The sequence below is a fragment of the Streptomyces sp. 150FB genome (assembly GCF_000818195.1).
Classification (GTDB): Bacteria; Actinomycetota; Actinomycetes; order Streptomycetales; family Streptomycetaceae; genus Streptomyces.
Genome location: NZ_JTHL01000001.1, coordinates 1,733,811 through 1,750,737, shown reverse-complemented (window position 1 = coordinate 1,750,737; position 16,927 = coordinate 1,733,811). Strand labels below are relative to the sequence as shown.

General features: G+C 72.0%; 16 protein-coding genes and 2 pseudogenes. 13 read left to right on the top strand and 5 right to left on the bottom strand.

Translation table 11 applies throughout. The features are described from left to right. From QR77_RS07155 to QR77_RS07130, 6 genes are all read left to right on the top strand, one after another. The coding region (locus QR77_RS07155) for a pseudouridine synthase (RefSeq protein WP_063798009.1) at positions 1-919 on the top strand (919 nt) is incomplete at its 5' end. 125 nt (positions 920-1,044) lie between these two features. Continuing rightward, positions 1,045-1,698 carry a nicotinamide riboside transporter PnuC gene (gene pnuC, locus QR77_RS07150; RefSeq protein WP_040020372.1) on the top strand — a complete coding sequence of 218 codons (654 nt, stop codon included), beginning with the start codon at positions 1,045-1,047 and terminating at the stop codon, positions 1,696-1,698. Further along, the gene (locus tag QR77_RS07145) at positions 1,695-2,774 is read left to right on the top strand and encodes an AAA family ATPase (RefSeq protein WP_040020368.1); all 1,080 of its coding nucleotides are present in this window, start codon (positions 1,695-1,697) and stop codon (positions 2,772-2,774) included. Before pnuC ends, QR77_RS07145 begins: the two co-directional genes overlap by 4 nt. Next, entirely contained in the window at positions 2,771-3,544 is a 774-nt protein-coding gene (locus tag QR77_RS07140) for an NUDIX domain-containing protein (RefSeq protein WP_040020366.1), read from the top strand. Before QR77_RS07145 ends, QR77_RS07140 begins: the two co-directional genes overlap by 4 nt. Then, complete coding sequence (locus tag QR77_RS07135) at positions 3,541-4,587, top strand: ADP-ribosylglycohydrolase family protein (protein ID WP_040020364.1); 1,047 nt, start codon at positions 3,541-3,543, stop codon at positions 4,585-4,587. The genes QR77_RS07140 and QR77_RS07135 overlap by 4 nt, the downstream gene beginning before the upstream one ends. Before the next feature lie 3 nt (positions 4,588-4,590). Continuing rightward, positions 4,591-5,448, top strand: coding sequence for a nucleotidyltransferase domain-containing protein (locus tag QR77_RS07130; protein WP_063798008.1), 858 nt, complete (start codon positions 4,591-4,593; stop codon positions 5,446-5,448). Here QR77_RS07130 and QR77_RS43300 read toward each other — a convergent pair. Continuing rightward, positions 5,338-6,003: pseudogene (locus QR77_RS43300) on the bottom strand (nucleotidyltransferase domain-containing protein); the annotation flags it as partial. The gene QR77_RS07130 and the pseudogene QR77_RS43300 overlap by 111 nt on opposite strands. 275 nt (positions 6,004-6,278) lie before the next feature. On the opposite strand from QR77_RS43300, the gene aroH reads away from it, so the two are divergent. The 5 genes from aroH to der all read left to right on the top strand — a co-directional run bounded on the left by aroH (position 6,279) and on the right by der (position 10,785). After that, entirely contained in the window at positions 6,279-6,641 is a 363-nt protein-coding gene (gene aroH / locus QR77_RS07120; protein ID WP_040020362.1) for a chorismate mutase, read from the top strand. Further along, positions 6,638-7,723 (top strand): prephenate dehydrogenase, encoded by a 1,086-nt coding sequence (locus QR77_RS07115; protein WP_040020360.1) that lies wholly within the window; start codon positions 6,638-6,640, stop codon positions 7,721-7,723. The genes aroH and QR77_RS07115 overlap by 4 nt, the downstream gene beginning before the upstream one ends. Before the next feature lie 161 nt (positions 7,724-7,884). Further along, entirely contained in the window at positions 7,885-8,610 is a 726-nt protein-coding gene (cmk, locus tag QR77_RS07110) for a (d)CMP kinase (protein WP_078876523.1), read from the top strand. Positions 8,611-8,663: 53 nt separating this feature from the next. Further along, the gene (locus QR77_RS07105) at positions 8,664-9,263 is read left to right on the top strand and encodes a lysophospholipid acyltransferase family protein (protein ID WP_078877761.1); all 600 of its coding nucleotides are present in this window, start codon (positions 8,664-8,666) and stop codon (positions 9,261-9,263) included. Between the two features lie 61 nt (positions 9,264-9,324). Further along, positions 9,325-10,785, top strand: coding sequence for a ribosome biogenesis GTPase Der (der, locus tag QR77_RS07100; RefSeq protein ID WP_040020355.1), 1,461 nt, complete (start codon positions 9,325-9,327; stop codon positions 10,783-10,785). Positions 10,786-10,903: 118 nt separating this feature from the next. On the opposite strand, the gene QR77_RS42815 is transcribed toward der, so the two are convergent. Together QR77_RS42815 and QR77_RS07090 are read right to left on the bottom strand one after the other, a co-directional pair. Continuing rightward, entirely contained in the window at positions 10,904-11,257 is a 354-nt protein-coding gene (locus QR77_RS42815; protein WP_040020352.1) for a hypothetical protein, read from the bottom strand. Positions 11,258-11,430: 173 nt separating this feature from the next. Then, positions 11,431-12,225, bottom strand: a complete 795-nt coding sequence (locus QR77_RS07090; protein ID WP_040020351.1) for a hypothetical protein — start codon at positions 12,223-12,225, stop codon at positions 11,431-11,433. A gap of 225 nt (positions 12,226-12,450) precedes the next feature. Here QR77_RS07090 and QR77_RS07085 point away from each other — a divergent pair, with 225 nt between their 5' ends. After that, entirely contained in the window at positions 12,451-13,719 is a 1,269-nt protein-coding gene (locus QR77_RS07085) for a glycosyltransferase family 4 protein (RefSeq protein ID WP_040020349.1), read from the top strand. Continuing rightward, positions 13,716-14,606: a hypothetical protein gene (locus tag QR77_RS07080; RefSeq protein ID WP_236710553.1), complete on the top strand. Its 891-nt coding sequence runs from the start codon at positions 13,716-13,718 to the stop codon at positions 14,604-14,606. Before QR77_RS07085 ends, QR77_RS07080 begins: the two co-directional genes overlap by 4 nt. 14 nt (positions 14,607-14,620) lie before the next feature. On the opposite strand, the gene QR77_RS07075 is transcribed toward QR77_RS07080, so the two are convergent. Together QR77_RS07075 and QR77_RS47735 are read right to left on the bottom strand one after the other, a co-directional pair. Then, positions 14,621-16,192, bottom strand: coding sequence for an AbgT family transporter (locus tag QR77_RS07075; protein ID WP_040020347.1), 1,572 nt, complete (start codon positions 16,190-16,192; stop codon positions 14,621-14,623). A 199-nt stretch (positions 16,193-16,391) separates the two neighbouring features. After that, positions 16,392-16,927 (bottom strand): annotated as a pseudogene (locus QR77_RS47735) (ferulic acid esterase); the annotation flags it as partial.

Genomic DNA, 16,927 nt, shown 5'->3' with positions numbered 1-16,927 from the left:
CGGTGCCCGGGGCGCGGCGGCCCGTGGCGGCGCCAAGGGCGGCCCCAGGTCCTCGCAGAGCGCACCCCGCACCCGGCGCGACGCGGGCGGCCAGTCCCGCCCCCGTGAGCTGGACGCCAAGATCGAGCAGCGCAACCGCGACAGGTACGCGGGCGAGCCGGAGATCAGGACGCCGAGGAAGAACCACGACGCCGACGCCGAGGGCGAGCGTCTGCAGAAGGTCCTCGCCAGGGCCGGCATGGGCTCGCGCCGCGCGTGCGAGGAGCTGATCGAGCAGTCCCGCGTCGAGGTCAACGGCGAGATCGTCCTCGAACAGGGCATGCGCGTCGACCCCGACATGGACGAGATCAAGGTCGACGGACTGACCGTCGCCACCCAGTCGCACCTGTTCTTCGCGCTCAACAAGCCCGCAGGCGTGGTCTCCACGATGGAGGACCCGGACGGCCGCCAGTCGCTCGGCGACTACGTCACCAACCGTGAGACCCGGCTCTTCCACGTCGGCCGGCTCGACACGGAGACCGAGGGCATCATCCTGCTCACCAACCACGGCGAGCTGGCCCACCGGCTGACCCATCCCAGGTACGGCGTCAAGAAGATCTACCTCGCGGCGATCCAGGGCCCGCTCCCGCGCGACCTGGGCAAGCGCCTCAAGGACGGCATCCAGCTCGACGACGGCTACGCCAAGGCCGACCACTTCAGGGTCGTCGAGAACACCGGCAAGAACTACCTCGTCGAGGTCACCCTCCACGAGGGCCGCAAGCACATCGTGCGCCGGATGCTCGCCGAGGCCGGTTTCCCGGTCGACCGTCTCGTCCGGACGTCCTTCGGCCCGATCCCGCTGGGCGACCAGAAGTCCGGCTGGCTGCGTCGCCTCACCAACACCGAGGTGGGCATGCTGATGAAGGAAGTCGGGCTGTAGACAAGGCCGTTCGTCGGACGCCTAATTGAGGAGTCCAAGAGCCCGCGACCCCCGGTCGCGGGTTTTTTGCTTGCCCGGCGCACCCCGACCCCTTTATAGTCACCATGACTATAAAGGAGGCGCGGGTGAGTCTCGCGGACATCGTCGACCCCTTGCAGCGGCCCCTGGCAACGCTGTTGGGCACCCCGGTGAGCTGGACCGAGGTGCTCGGCTTCGGCAGCGGCGCGCTCTGCGTCTGGCTCGTCGCCCGCCAGCACATCTCCAACTGGCCGGTCGGCATCGCCAACAACCTGTTCTTCATCCTGCTGTTCACCGGGAGCGGGCTGTACGCCGACGCGACGCTCCAAGTCGTCTTCATCGTGCTCGCGGTGTACGGCTGGTGGGCCTGGACCCACGGGGGTGGACCGGGCGCCGATCTGCCGGTGCGCAGGACCACCCGCGCCGAATGGGGGCTGCTGCTGGTGGCGGGCGCGGCCGGCACCCTCGTACTCACCCTGGTCCTCGGGCGGTTCACCGACTCGACGGTGCCGTTCTGGGACGCGCTCACCACCGCGCTCTCGCTCGCCGCCACCTACGGCCAGTGCCGCAAGCTGCTGGAGTCCTGGTGGCTGTGGATCGCGGCCGACCTCGTCTACATCCCGCTCTACGCGTACAAGGACCTGTATCTGACCTCGCTGCTGTACGTGGGGTTCCTCGCCCTGTGCGTGGCCGGACTCCGCAACTGGTCCGCGGGCCTGGGCGGCGCGGGGCGCCCCGAGCGGGCGGAGGCGGCCGGGTGACCTCCTACGAACACGGCCTGGTGCTCGGCAAGTTCTACCCGCCGCACGCCGGCCACCACCATCTCGTACGGTCCGCGCTGGCCCGCTGCGACCGGCTCACCGTGCTGGTCTGCGCGGCGTCGGTCGAGTCCGTGCCGCTCGCCGACCGGGTCGCCTGGATGCGCGAGACGCACCCCGGGGCGAGGGTCGTCGGCGCCGTCGACGACGTGCCCATGGACCTGGCCGACCCGGACATCTGGGACGCGCACATGGCGGTCTTCAGGGGCGCGGTCCCCGAGCGGGTCGACGCCGTCTTCACCTCGGAGCCGTACGGGGAGGAGCTGGGGCGCCGGTTCGGCGCGGCTTCCGTGAGCGTCGATCCGGGCCGTACGGCCTTCCCGGTCTCGGCGACGGCGGTCCGCGCCGACCCGGTCGGCTGCTGGGACTTCCTCGTGCCGCCCGTACGCGCGGCGCTCACCCGCCGGGTGGTCGTCCTCGGCGCCGAGTCCACCGGCACGACCACTCTCGCCTCCGCGCTCGCCCAGCACTACCGGCGGCGCGGCGGGAGTTGGGCGGGGACGCGCTGCGTACCCGAGTACGGGCGGGAGCACGGCGAACTCAAACTGGCGGCCCTGCGGGAGAGTTGGCCCCAGGCGCAGTGGGAGGACGTCGAATTCAGCACGGACGACTTCCCGCTGATAGCCAGCACCCAGAACGAGCACGAGGAAGCGGCGGCCAGGGCCGGATCGCCCGTCCTGATCTGCGACACGGACTCCTTCGCCACCACGGTCTGGCGCGAACGCTATCTGGGCGGCAGGGACCCGCGCGTCGAGGAGATCGCCGACCGGGTCCGACACCACCTCTGGCTGCTCACCGACCACAGGGGCGTCCGCTTCGAGGACGACGGCCTGCGGGACGGCGAGGAGCTGCGGCCCTGGATGACGGAGCGGTTCCGCGACGAACTGACGCGTACGGGAAGGGAGTTCATCGTCATCACCGGCTCGCGCGAGGAGCGGCTCGCGACGGCGGTCGCCGCCGTGGACCAACTGATCGGCAAGGGCTGGGACTTCGCACCGCCGCTGCCGGAGCGACGGTGAACGCTCCGGGGCCTGGCGGACGGGGGCCCGGAGCACCCGAGGGCTACGACCCCGCCGCCTTCGAGCCGTTCGCCGTCACCGTCGACCTCGCCGTCTTCACCGTCCGCGAGAACCGGCTGCACATCCTGCTCGTCGAACGCGGCGAAGCGCCGTACGCGGGTGCCTGGGCGCTGCCCGGCGGCTTCGTCCTGCCCAGGGAGTCGGCGGAACGGGCCGCCCGCCGCGAACTCGCCGAGGAGACAGGGCTGTCGCCCCGTACGGCCACCGCGCTCCACCTGGAGCAGCTACGGACGTACAGCGACCCCGGCCGCGACCCCAGGATGCGGGTCGTGTCCGTCGCGTACACCGCGCTGGTGCCCGGCCTGCCCGAGCCGCGCGGCGGCGGCGACGCCACGCGCGCCCGCTGGACCGAGGTCAGCGCGGGCGCCGCGCTCGCCCCGGGGCCGCTCGCCTTCGACCACGCGCGCATCGTCGCCGACGCGCACCACCGGGTCGGCGCCAAGCTTGAATACACCTGCCTCGCACCGGCGTTCTGCCCTCCCGAGTTCACCCTCGGAGAGCTGCGCCAGGTGTACGAGACCGTCTGGGGCGTCGACCTCGACCCGCCCAACTTCCGGCGCAAGGTCCTCGCCACCCCCGGCTTCGTCCAGCCCGTCGACGGTCCTCCGCGCCGCACCGGCGGACGCGGAAAACCGGCGGCGCTCTACCGCGCGGGACCGGCCACCACCCTCCACCCACCCCTGCTACGACCCGAAGGACGCACCCCATGACCGACGACACGACCGGCGCCGTGAACGACTCCAGGAACCCCGCCCGGCGGCCCGCCGCCGGCGCGCTCATCGGCCTCGCGCTCGGCGACGCCCTCGGTTTCCCGACCGAGTTCAACGATGTGCGCTCGATTCTCGCCAAATTCGGCCCCTGGCGCGGCATGGACCTGCCGAAGCCCGCCTTCATCACGGACGACACCCAGATGACGCTGGCGCTCGCCCGGGGCCTGCGGACGGCGCTGGAGCGCGGCCCGCTCGACCCGGTGGCCCTGGAGGGGCCGGTACGCGAGGAGTTCGTCGCCTGGTACCACTCGCCGGAGAACAACCGCGCCCCCGGCCGCACCTGCCTGGTCGCCTGTGGGCTGCTCGACAGCGACCGCCGCTGGCAGGAGGCGAGCCAGGTCGGCTCCAAGGGCTGCGGCGCCAACATGCGGGTCGCGCCGATCGGTCTCGTACCGGGTCTGAGCGCCGAACAGCGCTCGGGAGCCGCCCAGTTGCAGTCCGCCCTCACCCATGGCCACCCCACGGCGCTGGCCGCGTCCGACCTCACCGCCCACGCCGTGTACCTGCTGGCACAGGGGGCCCGGCCGGAGGACCTGGTGGAGCTGCTGCGCGGGTACGCGCTGGAGAACCGCTCGCGCTACGACCACCACTGGCTCGGCGACCTGTGGACGCTGAGCCAGGACGCGTCGCCGGAGGCCTTCGCCGAACGCGGCTGGGACGAGTGCCTCGCCATCCTCGACCGCCTTCGGCGGGCCGTCGGCACGACCTCGCCCGAGACCGACCCCTGCCTGGCGACCGGAGAGGGCTGGATCGCCGAAGAGGCCCTCGCCACCGGGCTGTTGTGCTTCCTGCTCTTCCCCTCCGACCCGGTCACCGCACTGCGCCGCGCCGCCTGCACCAAGGGCGATTCGGACTCGATCGCGTGCCTGGCGGGGGCGTTCGCCGGGGCGCATCTGGGGGCGGACGTCTGGCCGGAGGAGTGGGCGGGCCGCATCGAGCACCGGAGCGAGCTGCTCAGCCTCGGAGCGCTCTGGGACGCTTGAGGTATGCACGCATACGAGATGAGACTGAGCCGGGCCGGACTGCCGGTCACCGACCTCGGCCCGGCCATAGCGGAGGAGAGCGATCCGCTGCTGTTCGCCACGGTCTCCGGGGCCCATCTGTACGGCTTCCCGTCCAGCGACTCGGACGTCGACCTGCGCGGTGTCCACCTGCTGCCGGCCGAGGCGCTGATCGGACTGCGCGAGCCGGAGGAGACCCGGTCGCGGATGTGGGACAGGGACGGCGTGGAGATGGACCTCGTCACCCACGACCTGCGGAAGTTCGCCCGGCTGATGCTCACCCGCAACGGCTATGTGCTGGAGCAGTTGCTCTCGCCGCTGCTGGTGCGGACCACCGCCACGCACCAGGAGATGACGGCGCTCGCGCCCTCCGTACTGACCAGCCGGCACGCGCACCACTACCGGGGCTTCGCCACCACCCAGTGGCGGCTGTTCGAGAAGACCGGTGAGCTCAAGCCGCTGCTCTACACCTTCCGCGCGGTTCTCACCGGCATCCACCTCATGCGTTCGGGCGAGGTGGAGGCGCATCTGCCCACACTGCTCGGCGAGGTGGCGGCCCCGGCCTACCTGCCGGAGCTGATCGCGGCCAAGGCGGAGGCCGAACACGGACCGGCCGCGTCCGCCGGTCCTGGGCGCGGCCGGCTGCTCGCGGACGTGGAGGCCCTGCACGCGGTCCTCGACGAGGCGCAGGCGGCCTCCTCGCTACCCGGGACGCCCGCTTCGGAGGCCCCCGACGCCCTGCACGACCTCGTCGTACGGGCGCGGATCGAGCGCCGAGGCGCGGCGGGCGCGGATCAGGAAGTCCTCGACGCGGGCGGTGTCGGGATCGGCGGGCAGCGCTGAGCGGAGCGCCGCCGCGTCCGCCTCGCCGGCCAGCGCCGTCATCCGCCGCTCGACCTCGGGCCAGGGCACCTCGCCCCGCTTCACCGCGAGCAGCGCCTCGCGGTCGGCGCCGACATCGAGGGTGAGCCGCCCCGTACGCAGCAGATCCCGGCAGGAGGCCAGCAGCCGCAGCAGGTGCATGGCGTGCTTCCAGCGCGGCACGCCGTACCGCCGCACGCCTGCCTCCAGCTTCGCGCGCTGCCCCGACGCGTAGCGCACAAAGGTCTGGTGGGTCCGGATCGACAGGAACGCGCCGCGCAGCGCGAGCAGTTCGCGCCCCGTCGCGTCCGCGTGCTCGACGAGCGGGGAGTGCAGGCACTCCAGGACGTTGGGGTTGGCGCGCAGCGCGAGCGAGCAGAAGCGCTCCAGCTCCCAACTGAACTGCTCCTCGCGCGGGCCCTCGATATGCGTCGGCGGCTTCTCGAAGCGCCAGAACAGCGGGGTCGGGGCGAGGAAGACACCACGGATGTCGGTGTCACTGTCCTCCGTCGCGAGACCGAAGGCGCGCGAGCCCATCACACAGGAGTAGACCGTGTGATCGCGTACAAGGGCGGTGAACGCCTCAGGTGTACGGGCCGTCCCCGGGGCGTCCGGAGCGTCGGCGGCAGCGGGGACTTCGGAGGTCATGCGGGTGAGGGTAGCCAGCGCGAGGGCCCGGACGTTCCCCCAAGTGGCGTAACGCCCCGGTTTGCGGAAGATTGGCCCTGACCGTCTCGGCACTCGGTCGCCGAAGACGTGCGCGAGGCCTCTGACTACCCTGGCCGGAGCAATCGATCACTGAGGAGAACGTCGTGGCGGTACGAGCGGTCCGCGGAGCCGTCCAGTTGGAGCGGGACGAGTCCGGGCATATGAACGACCAGGTCAAGGAACTCCTCACCGCGATACTGGAGCGCAACGACCTCACTTCGGACGATCTGATCAGCATCTGGTTCACGGCCACCCCTGATCTGCACAGCGACTTCCCCGCGGCGGCGGCCCGCGGGATAGGCATCGTCGACGTCCCGCTGATCTGCGCGCAGGAACTCGACATCGCCGGTGCCCTGCCGCGCGTCGTCCGCATAATGGCCCACATCGAGTCCGACCGTCCGAAGTCCGAGATCGCGCACGTGTACCTCGGGGCGGCGGCGGCCCTGCGTAAGGACATCGCCCAGTGAGAACCGCCGTCGTCATCGGTACGGGACTGATCGGCACCTCCGCCGCGCTCGCCCTGGCGGGACGCGGGGTCACCGTCCACCTCGCGGACCACGACCCCGGCCGCTCCCGTACGGCGGCGGCGCTCGGCGCGGGCAGCGACAGCCCCCCTGAGGGCCCTGTCGACCTCGCGATCATCGCCGTACCGCCCGCGCATGTCGCCGTCACGCTGGCCGACGCGATGCGCAGGGGGACGGCCCGCGGCTACCTGGACGTGGCCAGCGTCAAGGGCGGACCACGGCGTGAGCTGGAGGCGCTCGGCCTCGACCTGTCCGCGTACATCGGTACGCACCCGATGTCCGGCAAGGAGCGCTCGGGCCCGCTGGCCGCCACCGCCGACCTCTTCGAGGGACGGCCGTGGGTGCTGACGCCGGACCGGGACACCGACACCGAGGTGCTGAACCTGGCGCTGGAACTGGTGGCGCTCTGCCGGGCCGTCCCCGTGGTCATGGACGCCGACGCCCACGACCGCGCCGTGGCCCTCGTCTCGCACACACCCCAGCTCATCTCGTCGATGGTCGCGGCGCGGCTGGAGGACGCCGACGAGACGGCCGTACGGCTCTGCGGGCAGGGCATCCGTGACGTCACCCGGATCGCGGCCTCCGACCCCGCGATGTGGATCGACATCCTCACGGCGAACCCGGGACCGGTCGCCGACGTGCTGGCCGGGATCGCCGCCGACCTCGACGAGACGGTCGGGGCGCTGCGCGAACTCCAGTCGGCCGACGAGGCCAAGCGGCACAGCGGCGCGAGCGGCATCGAGGCCGTGCTGCGCCGGGGCAACGCCGGCCGGGCGCGGGTGCCGGGCAAGCACGGCGCCGCCCCGGCGTCGTACGAGATCGTCGCCGTCCTCATCAGCGACCGCCCGGGCGAGCTGGCCCGTATCTTCGCCGACGCCGGAAGCGCCGGGGTCAACGTGGAGGACGTCCGGATCGAGCACGCCACCGGACAGCAGGCGGGTCTCGTCCAGCTCATGGTCGAACCGTCGGCGGCCCCGGTGCTCGCGGCGTCGCTGCGGGAGCGCGGCTGGTCGATCAGGCACTGAGGAACATCGTCGGCAGGCAGCGGGAAACCGCGCCGGACCCACCCGTTCCGCACCCCGCCGAACGGGTGGATCCGGCCTCCTGAGTTCTCGGTAAACTTAAGGCGCGCGGGAGTGGAGACACGCCGCCACATCACCGAGTGAACCCGAGTGAACCAGGAGAGGTGTCCACCCCCGTGGAAAACGCCGCAACCGCCGCCAGGACCGCCCCGGCCGCTGTGATCGTCGCCATCGACGGGCCGTCGGGCACAGGCAAGTCGAGCACGTCCAAGGCCGTGGCTTCCCAGCTCGGACTGAGCTTCCTGGACACCGGGGCGCAGTACCGCGCGATGACCTGGTGGATGATCAGCAACGGCATCGACGTGACGGACACGGCGGCTGTCGCGACGGCGGCGGGCAAGCCCGTCCTCGTCTCGGGCACCGACCCGGCCGACCCGACGATCACCGTGGACGGCGTGGACGCGTCGGGCCCGATCCGTACGCCCGAGGTCACCTCCAAGGTCAGCGCCGTCAGCGCGGTGCCCGAGGTGCGGGCCGTGATCACCGAGCTCCAGCGCTCCATCGCCAGGTCGGCGCCGAACGGCATCGTCGTCGAGGGCCGTGACATCGGTACTACCGTGCTGCCCGACGCCGACGTCAAGATCTTCCTCAACGCCTCGGCGGAGGCGCGCGCCGCCCGCCGCAGCGGCGAGCTGGGCGGCAAGGGCGCCGCCGCTGTCGACGCCACCAAGCAGGCGCTGATCAAGCGGGACGCGGCCGACTCCTCCCGTAAGGTGTCGCCGCTCGCCAAGGCGGACGACGCGGTCGAGGTCGACACCACCGAACTCACGCTTCAGCAGGTCATCGAGTGCCTGGTGACCCTGGTCGAGGAGAAGCGGGCGACGACGTGAACGCGCCGTCCCCGAGGGGTGCGGCGGTCGGGCGCGGCATCGGCATCGGGCTGATGTACGGCCTGTTCAGGCCCCGGGTGCTCGGCGCGTGGCGGGTACCGTCCAGCGGCCCGGTGATCCTGGCCGTCAACCACGCGCACAACATAGACGGCCCGATGCTGATGGGGACGGCACCGAGGCCGGTGCACTTCCTGATCAAGAAGGAAGCGTTCGTCGGACCGCTCGGCCCCTTCCTGCACTCCATCGGGCAGGTCAGGGTCGACAGGTCGGTCGCCGACCGGACAGCGGTCACCGGCGCACTGGATGTACTGAAGGACGGCGGGGTCCTCGGGATCTTCCCCGAGGGCAGCAGGGGTGAAGGCGATTTCGCCTCCTTGCGGTCCGGCCTTGCATACTTCGCTCTACGGTCGGGTGCGCCCGTCGTACCCGTGGCGGTTCTGGGAAGCACGGACCGGCGTGGCCGGCTGGTACGGGGACTGCCCCCGCTGCGCGGCCGTGTGGACCTCGTCTACGGCGAGGCCTTCCAGGCGGGCGACGGGAGCGGGAAGCGTACGCGCGCGGCGTTGGACAGCGCCACCGTACGTCTCCAGGAGCGGCTGACCGCCCACCTGGAGAACGCCAGGCGCCTCACCGGGCGCCGGGAAAAGACTTGAGTAGTGCGCCGCGTACGAGCGGCGCACCGATCACGATGATGACGAACGAGGTACGGACTTCATGAACGACCAGATCGACTCCGACGACGAGCGCGGAGAGCTTGGCGATGCCGAGTACGCGGAGTTCATGGAGATCGCCGCGCAGGAGGGCTTCGACCCCGAGGAGGTGGAGGGCGCGATCGGTGAGGCCGGTCACGGTCCACTGCCGATCCTCGCTGTCGTCGGCCGTCCGAATGTCGGCAAGTCGACCCTCGTGAACCGCATCATCGGCCGCCGTGAGGCGGTCGTCGAGGACAAGCCGGGCGTCACCCGCGACCGGGTCACCTACGAGGCCGAGTGGGCGGGCCGCCGCTTCAAGGTCGTCGACACCGGCGGTTGGGAGCAGGACGTCCTCGGCATCGACGCGTCCGTCGCCGCCCAGGCCGAGTACGCGATCGACGCCGCCGACGCTGTGGTCTTCGTCGTGGACTCCACGGTCGGCGCCACCGACACCGACGAGGCCGTGGTCAGGCTGCTGCGCAAGGCGGGCAAGCCCGTCGTGCTCTGCGCCAACAAGGTCGACGGGCAGAGCGGCGAGGCGGACGCGACGGCCCTCTGGTCGCTCGGGCTCGGCGAGCCGCACCCGGTGTCCTCACTCCACGGCCGTGGCACCGGCGACATGCTCGACGCGGTCCTCGAAGCGCTGCCGGACGCTCCCGAGCAGACCTTCGGCACCGCGGTCGGAGGGCCGCGCCGTATCGCGCTCATCGGCCGTCCGAATGTCGGCAAGTCGTCCCTGCTGAACCGGGTGGCGAACGAGGACCGGGTGGTCGTCGACGAGGTCGCCGGCACCACCCGTGACCCGGTCGACGAGCTGATCGAGCTGGGCGGCACGGTCTGGAAGTTCATCGACACGGCCGGCATCCGCCGCAAGGTGCACCTCCAGGCGGGCGCCGACTACTACGCGTCGCTGCGTACGGCCGCGGCCGTCGAGAAGGCCGAGGTCGCCGTCGTACTGATCGACACGACCGAGTCCATCAGCGTCCAGGACCAGCGCATCATCACGATGGCGGTCGAGGCGGGCCGCGCCATCGTCATCGCGTACAACAAGTGGGACACCCTCGACGAGGACGGCCGCTACTACCTGGAACGCGACATCGAGACGGAGCTGGCGCAGATCGCGTGGGCGCCCCGGGTGAATGTCTCCGCGCTCACCGGACGCCACATGGAGCGGCTCGTCCCGGCGATCGAGACGGCCCTGTCGGGCTGGGAGACGCGCGTACCGACCGGCAGGCTCAACGCCTTCCTCGGCGAACTCGTCGCCGGCCACCCGCACCCGGTCAGGGGCGGCAAGCAGCCGCGCATCCTGTTCGGCACGCAGGCGGGCGCGAAGCCGCCACGCTTCGTGCTCTTCGCCTCCGGCTTCATCGAGGCGGGCTACCGTCGGTTCATCGAGCGCAGGCTGCGCGAGGAGTTCGGCTTCCCCGGTACGCCGATCCACATCTCCGTACGGGTGCGCGAGAAGCGCGGTCGTAAGAAGTAGTCGCCGGACGGCCGGACGGCCGGACAGCCGGACAGGCTGACAGCGAAAGCAGCCGTCGGGCCCGGCGCGGGAAGTCCGCGCCGGGCCCGACGGCTGCTCACCTGTGGTCGGGTGCGGTTCAGGCGCCCCTGCGGGGGCCCGGCGGCAGGGCGGGCTGGGCGTGCCTGCCGTTGCCCCTCCGTCCGTCCCGCTGCCGGGGATCCCGCTGCCAGGAACCGACGGACGGGGTGTACGCGAGGCCACCGCGAGTGGTGTGCAGACCGGCACCGAAAGCGCCGGCGCCGAAGGCCGTGAAGCCGAGGTTCTCCTCGCCGCTCCGGTCGCCGGGGAGCGCTCTGAAGGAGCGGCGGAACTCGGAGTACAGCGCATCGTAGATCGGCGTCGCCGAGTACCCGTCCGCTACGTCCTGCGCGGGGCGCATGGAGGGGATCTGGCTCTGGTACTGCGGGCGGGAGGCGTCGTATGAGTGCACGTATGTGCCAACGACCCCGCTGTCCGTCGGATGCGGGCTGTCCGGGGAATTCACCGTTCGGTCTGTTTGTGTGGTTTGTTCCATCCAGGTCATGGGGGGCAGGTAGGGCGTGCGGGTCGTTGGGCCGGTGTACTCGGGGCCCGGCGGGCCTAAGGCGGGGTACCCCGTCCCGGTCACGTGCCCGCCAGCGGCATCGCCGCCGCCACCAGCCGGCCGTTGGCCGCCGCCTTCTCCAGCGCGTCACGCAGCAGGTCCTCGCGCGGCTGCTGGCCGATGGAGCCGACAGGCGCGGCGAAGACCAGCACCGTGTGCGACTTGTTGGCTGCGGCGCGCCAGCCCTCGGTGACCTGGAGCGGCTGATGGGCCTGCCACCAGGCGGCCGGGTTGCCGCCTCCCGCACCCGGCTGGAGCACGGCGTGGAGCTGGCCCATGGCGAGCAGGACCGACCAGCCCGGCAGGATGCCGGGCACCTGGCCCAGACCGTCCACGGACACGGGCACAAAGCCCTGTTCGACCAGGAGCGGCAGGAACTCGTCGGTGGTGCCGCCGGAGCCCGCGCGCACGATCGGGCCCGTCGGCTCCACGACCAGGGCGGGATGCAGTTCGCCCTCCAGGAGCACCAGCCCGCTCGTGACGCCGAGAACGGCCTGTCCGGGAGCGGTGACCGGGTGGTCGCCCTGGGCTCCCGGTTCCTCGCCGGTGATGGACCGTACGGCGCCCTGGAGCTGCTCCTCGGCGACCTGGACGACCTGGGACGGAATACAGGTGGCGTGGGCGAAGGCGAGAACGGCGGTCTCCTCGCCGACGAACAGCACGGTGCTTGTCCGCTCCTGTTCGGAGTCGCCGGGGGTGCGGCAGGAGGTGCAGTCGTAACTGCCCGGGGAGTTCTCGCCGGCGAGCAGCCGGTCGGCTTCTTCGTCGCCGATCTCGGCGCGGACGTCCTCGCTGACATCGAGCATGCGCGGCACGGGTGGCTCCTCGAACTCGGTGCGTGAGCCGGGCTGTTCCCGGCTCGTAGTCAAGACAACGGGCGAGCCGTGGCCAGGGTCACGCGCGAAAGCGAACGGAATCGTTCCGGCACGTCGGCGCACGTGTTCGTACGAATGTGCTCGCGGTCGGCACCAGACGGGTCATTTCCGCATCTACCCGGTCGGACTGATATGACCGGCTCACGCGGGGGGACCCAGGAACGTATGCACATCTCCTTTCTGCTCCACAACGCCTACGGCGTCGGCGGAACCATCCGTACGACGTTCAACCTGGCCAAGGCGCTGGCCGAGCACCACGACGTCGAGATCGTCTCCGTCTTCCGCCACCGCGACGAGCCCACGATGTGCGCACCGGACGGCGTCTCCCTGCGCCATCTCGTCGACCTCCGTAAGAAGAGCCCGGGATACGAGGGGGACACGCCGGACCACAACCGCCCCGCCAAGGTCTTCCCGAGGTCCGAGGGCCGCTACGGGCAGTACAGCCGGCTCACCGACAGCCGCATCGGCAGGCACCTGGCGACCCTGGAGGCGGACGTCGTCGTCGGCACCCGCCCCGGGCTCAACGTCCACATCGCCCGGCAGGCCCGCAGCGGCCCGGTGCGCGTCGGCCAGGAGCACCTCACGCTCGACAGCCACGGCCGCAGGCTGCGCTGGGAGCTGGCGCACCGCTACCGGCTGCTCGACGCCGTCACCACCGTCACCGAGGCCGACGCCCGCGCCTACCGGACCGGGCTGCGGCTGCCCGGCGTACGGATCGACGCCGTCCCCAACTGTGTGCCGCGCTCCTCCGTCGCCCCCGCCGACTCCACCGGCAAGTGGGTCATCGCCGCGGGGCGGCTCACCCATGTCAAGCGGTACGACCTGCTCGTACGGGCCTTCGCCAAGGTGGTGGCCGTACGCCCGGACTGGCGGCTGCGCATCCACGGCGGCGGCGACGCCACCGGCAACGAGAAAGAGGCGCTGCGCGCGCTCATCGAGGAGCACGGCCTCTACAACCACGTCTTCCTGATGGGCCCGACCGACCCGCTGGAGCCGGAGTGGGTGAAGGGCTCCCTGGCCGCCGTCACCTCCAGCCTCGAATCGTTCGGCATGACCATCGTCGAGGCGATGCGCTGCGGGGTCCCCGTCGTCGCGACCGACTGTCCGCACGGGCCCGGCGAGATCATCCACGACGGCGTCGACGGGCGGCTCGTGCCCCCGGGCGACGTCGACGCGATCGCCGCCGCCCTCCTCGGGCTGATCGGCGACGACGCGCTGCGGCGCCACACCGGACGGGCCGCGCTCGCGGCCTCGGCCCGCTTCGACCCGGCGCGGATCGCGGCGCGCCACGAGGACATCTTCACCGAGCTGACACGCGGCTCCCGGGGCGTGGTGCGCGACTCGCTGGGACGCGGCCGCAGCGCGGTCGTCGGGGGCGCGTACACCGTACGGAACAAGGCGGCCGACGTGGTCCGGAAGGGCAGACCCGCATGACCAGAGCCACCGGAAGCGAACCGGGCGTCCGCAGGACCCCGCGCCCCACCCCCCGCCCCTCGGCGCGCCCCGCCGCGCGCCCCGAGTGTGTCGCCGACTGCATCGCCGACTCGGCGGGCGGCATCACCTTCGACGTCACCGGCGCCGCCGAGCCCGGTGCCGTCCTCATACTGCGCAGGCGCGGGGGCGATCCGGCCGCGCACCCCGACGACGAGGTACGGCTGCCGCTGACCGAGAGCGCCGGGTCCCGGCTGCGCGCCGTACTGCCGTCCACCGTGGTGCTGGCCGAGGGGCACTGGGACGTCAGCACGGGGGCGGCGGGCGAGCGGCCGGTGCGCCCCGGTTCCAGGGACGTACGCGCGCTGGTCGACCGGACCCCGGGCCCGGGCCGGATCGCCTCCCGGGTCCCGTACCCGGTCGACGCCGGCAAGCTCGCCGTACGCTCCTGGCTGCGCGCCCCGCACGCCGAGGCCGGAGCGCTGCGCTGCGAGCCGGGCTCGGCGACGATCGAGGGCGTGCTGTACGGCGCCGAGCTGGGCCAGGGCGCCGTGGCCGAGGCGCGGCTGCGCGGCGGGAAGCGGGTGCACCGGGTGCCGGTGACCACGGCGGGCGGCGGCGCTTTCGCCTTCACCGTTCCGTACGGGCCGCTGGCGGCGGGCGAGGTCGGCAAGCGGCAGTGGTGGGACTTGTGGCTGCTGCCCGTCTCCGGACCCCCGGACCCGGCCGCCATCAGGATTTCCCGCATCCTCGACGACGTGTGGGACAAGCGGGCGGTCTTCGTCTACCCGAGCCACGGGGACGACGGCTGGACGGCCGTGCCCTGCTACACCGGCGACAACGACCTGTGCGTACGGCTGGACCCGGCGCCGGTCCCCTCGCGGGCGTGAGGGCCGAACTCCCGTCAGCGCACCGGCGCGCCCGGTCCCAGCGGGATGCCGGCCGCCCACCAGAGGAGGAACAGCGCCGTCCAGGCGATCGTCATCGCGACCGCCAGCGGCAGGGTGTACGAAGCGAGGGTGCCGATGCCCGCACTCTTGCGGTAGCGCTGGAGGAAGCCGAGAGCCATCACGAAGTAGGGACTCATCGGCGTGATGGCCGTCGATCCGGAGTCCGCTATGCGGAACAGGGCCTGCGTCGTCTCGGCGGGCACATGGACGAGCATCAGCATGGGCACCAGCACGGGCGCGGCCAGCGCCCACATCGCGGAGCCGCTGGTGACCATGATGTTGACCAGCGTCAGCACCACGAGGATCAGCAGGAACACCAGGACGATCGGCATTCCGCTCTGCTCCAGCACCTCGGCGGCCCGGACGGCGAGCACGTCCCCGATGTGCGTCCAGTCGAAGTACGCCAGGAACTGGGCGATCGCGAAGAACAGCACCAGCACGGGCGCCATCTGCTTGATGCCCTGCGCCATCAGCGCGGGAACGCCGGCCAGCGAACTCACCGACCCGGACATCCGGCCGTAGACCGTGCCGACCAGCCCGAAGGTGAAGGCGACGACGGCCCCGATGCCGTCCAGGAACGGTGACTCGACGATGCTGCCGCCGTCGCCGCGCAGCGGGGACGAAGCGGGCACCAGTACGGCGGCGAGCACCACGAGCACCGCGACCAGCGTCAGCACGGCCGCCCGCAGTGCCCTGCGCTCGCGCGGGTCGAGCGCGAGGGAGCCCAGGTCGTCGCTCTCGGCGTCCGGATCGGAGTCGAGGTCGGGCCGCTTGCTGAGCACGAACCTCGTCACCAGGGTGATGACGCCGGCGAGCATGAGGGAGGAGACGATGTTGAAGAACCAGTTGCTCAGCGGCGAGACGTAACTGGCGTCACCGCCCACGATCTTCGCGGCGGCCGTGGTGATGCCGGCGAATATCGCGTCGTTGGGCGTGGGGATCGGGCTCGCGTCGTACCCGGAGGCGATGGCCGTGTACGCCACGACGATGCCGAGGACGGGGGAGCGCCCGACGGCACGGAAGGCCAGTCCGCCGAGCGGGACCAGGATGATGTAGGCGGCGGCCGAGGCGACATGGGCCACCGTGCCGGCGAAGGCGACGGCGAACACGACCCAGGCGGCGGGCACCCGCGAGACGGTGACCCGCATCAGCGCGGCCAGGAAGCCGGTGCGCTCGGCGACAGCGACCCCCATGATCACCACGACGATGGTGGCCATGGGCGGGAACTCGGCGAAGTTCTGGATCATGGTCGACACGGCCATGGACAGGCCGTCGCCGCTGAGCAGGTTCTGCACGGCCACGGTCTTGTGGTCGCTGGGCGCGACCACGGAGACGTCGGCGGCGGTCAGCACCGCGCTGATCACGGCGAGCACCCCGGACAGGATCCAGAACAGCCAGAACGGGTGCGGCAGGGCGTTTCCGGCCCGTTCGACGACGCTCATCGCCCGGATGATCAGGGGCAGTCGGGGCTCGGGTGGCGCGGTGGGCTGGGGTGTCCCCAGTGGCGTGGGCGACGGCGTGGTCATGAGCGGCTCCTTGCTCGGGTCCTGCGCTTCCGGTGGTGACGGCAGCCGCCGGGAGCGGCGGTGGCCGGGCCCCGGCACGTACGGCGGTGTGCGGGGGAGGAGTGGGCCGGGGCCGGGCGGCCGGGAGCGCCCCGTCCGGTGGGGCGCTGCCGGAAGCCCGGCCCGAGACGGGCCCGGCCGGGCCCGGGTCCCGTACGGGTCAAGCGCGTTCGGGCGCCGCCCGGTGGCGCAGCGGGGTGCGGAAGTCGCGCAGGAACTGCCACAGCACCTCGTGCGCCTCAATCGTCTGGGTCGTGTAGCCGCCGCCGCTGTAGCTGTCGGCGCCCGGCCAGGTGTGCCCGCCGCCGGTCACGGCGACGTGCTCCACCGCGGCGCCTCCCGCGCAGCCCTGATAGCGCGTCACCGTGATGTCCGGCTCGATGACCCGCTCGTGCGGCGCCGGCCGGCAGTCGTCGCGGCCGGCCCATTCCGCGACCCAGTCCGGGATCGCGGGCAGGCCCCGGTCGGGGTCTCCCGCGTACGGGATCGTGGTGTCGCCCGTGCCGTGGAACTCGATGACGGGCACCGGCCGGGACGGCGCGCACGTCTCACCCGTCGGATAGAGCGCCGCCGCCACCGGCGCGACGGCCGCGATGCGGTCGGCCAGCCGGCAGGCGAGCAACGTACCCACAAAACCTGCCCCGTTGGACTTGCCCGTCGCGTACACCCGCTGTTTGTCGACGCAGAGTGTGTCTT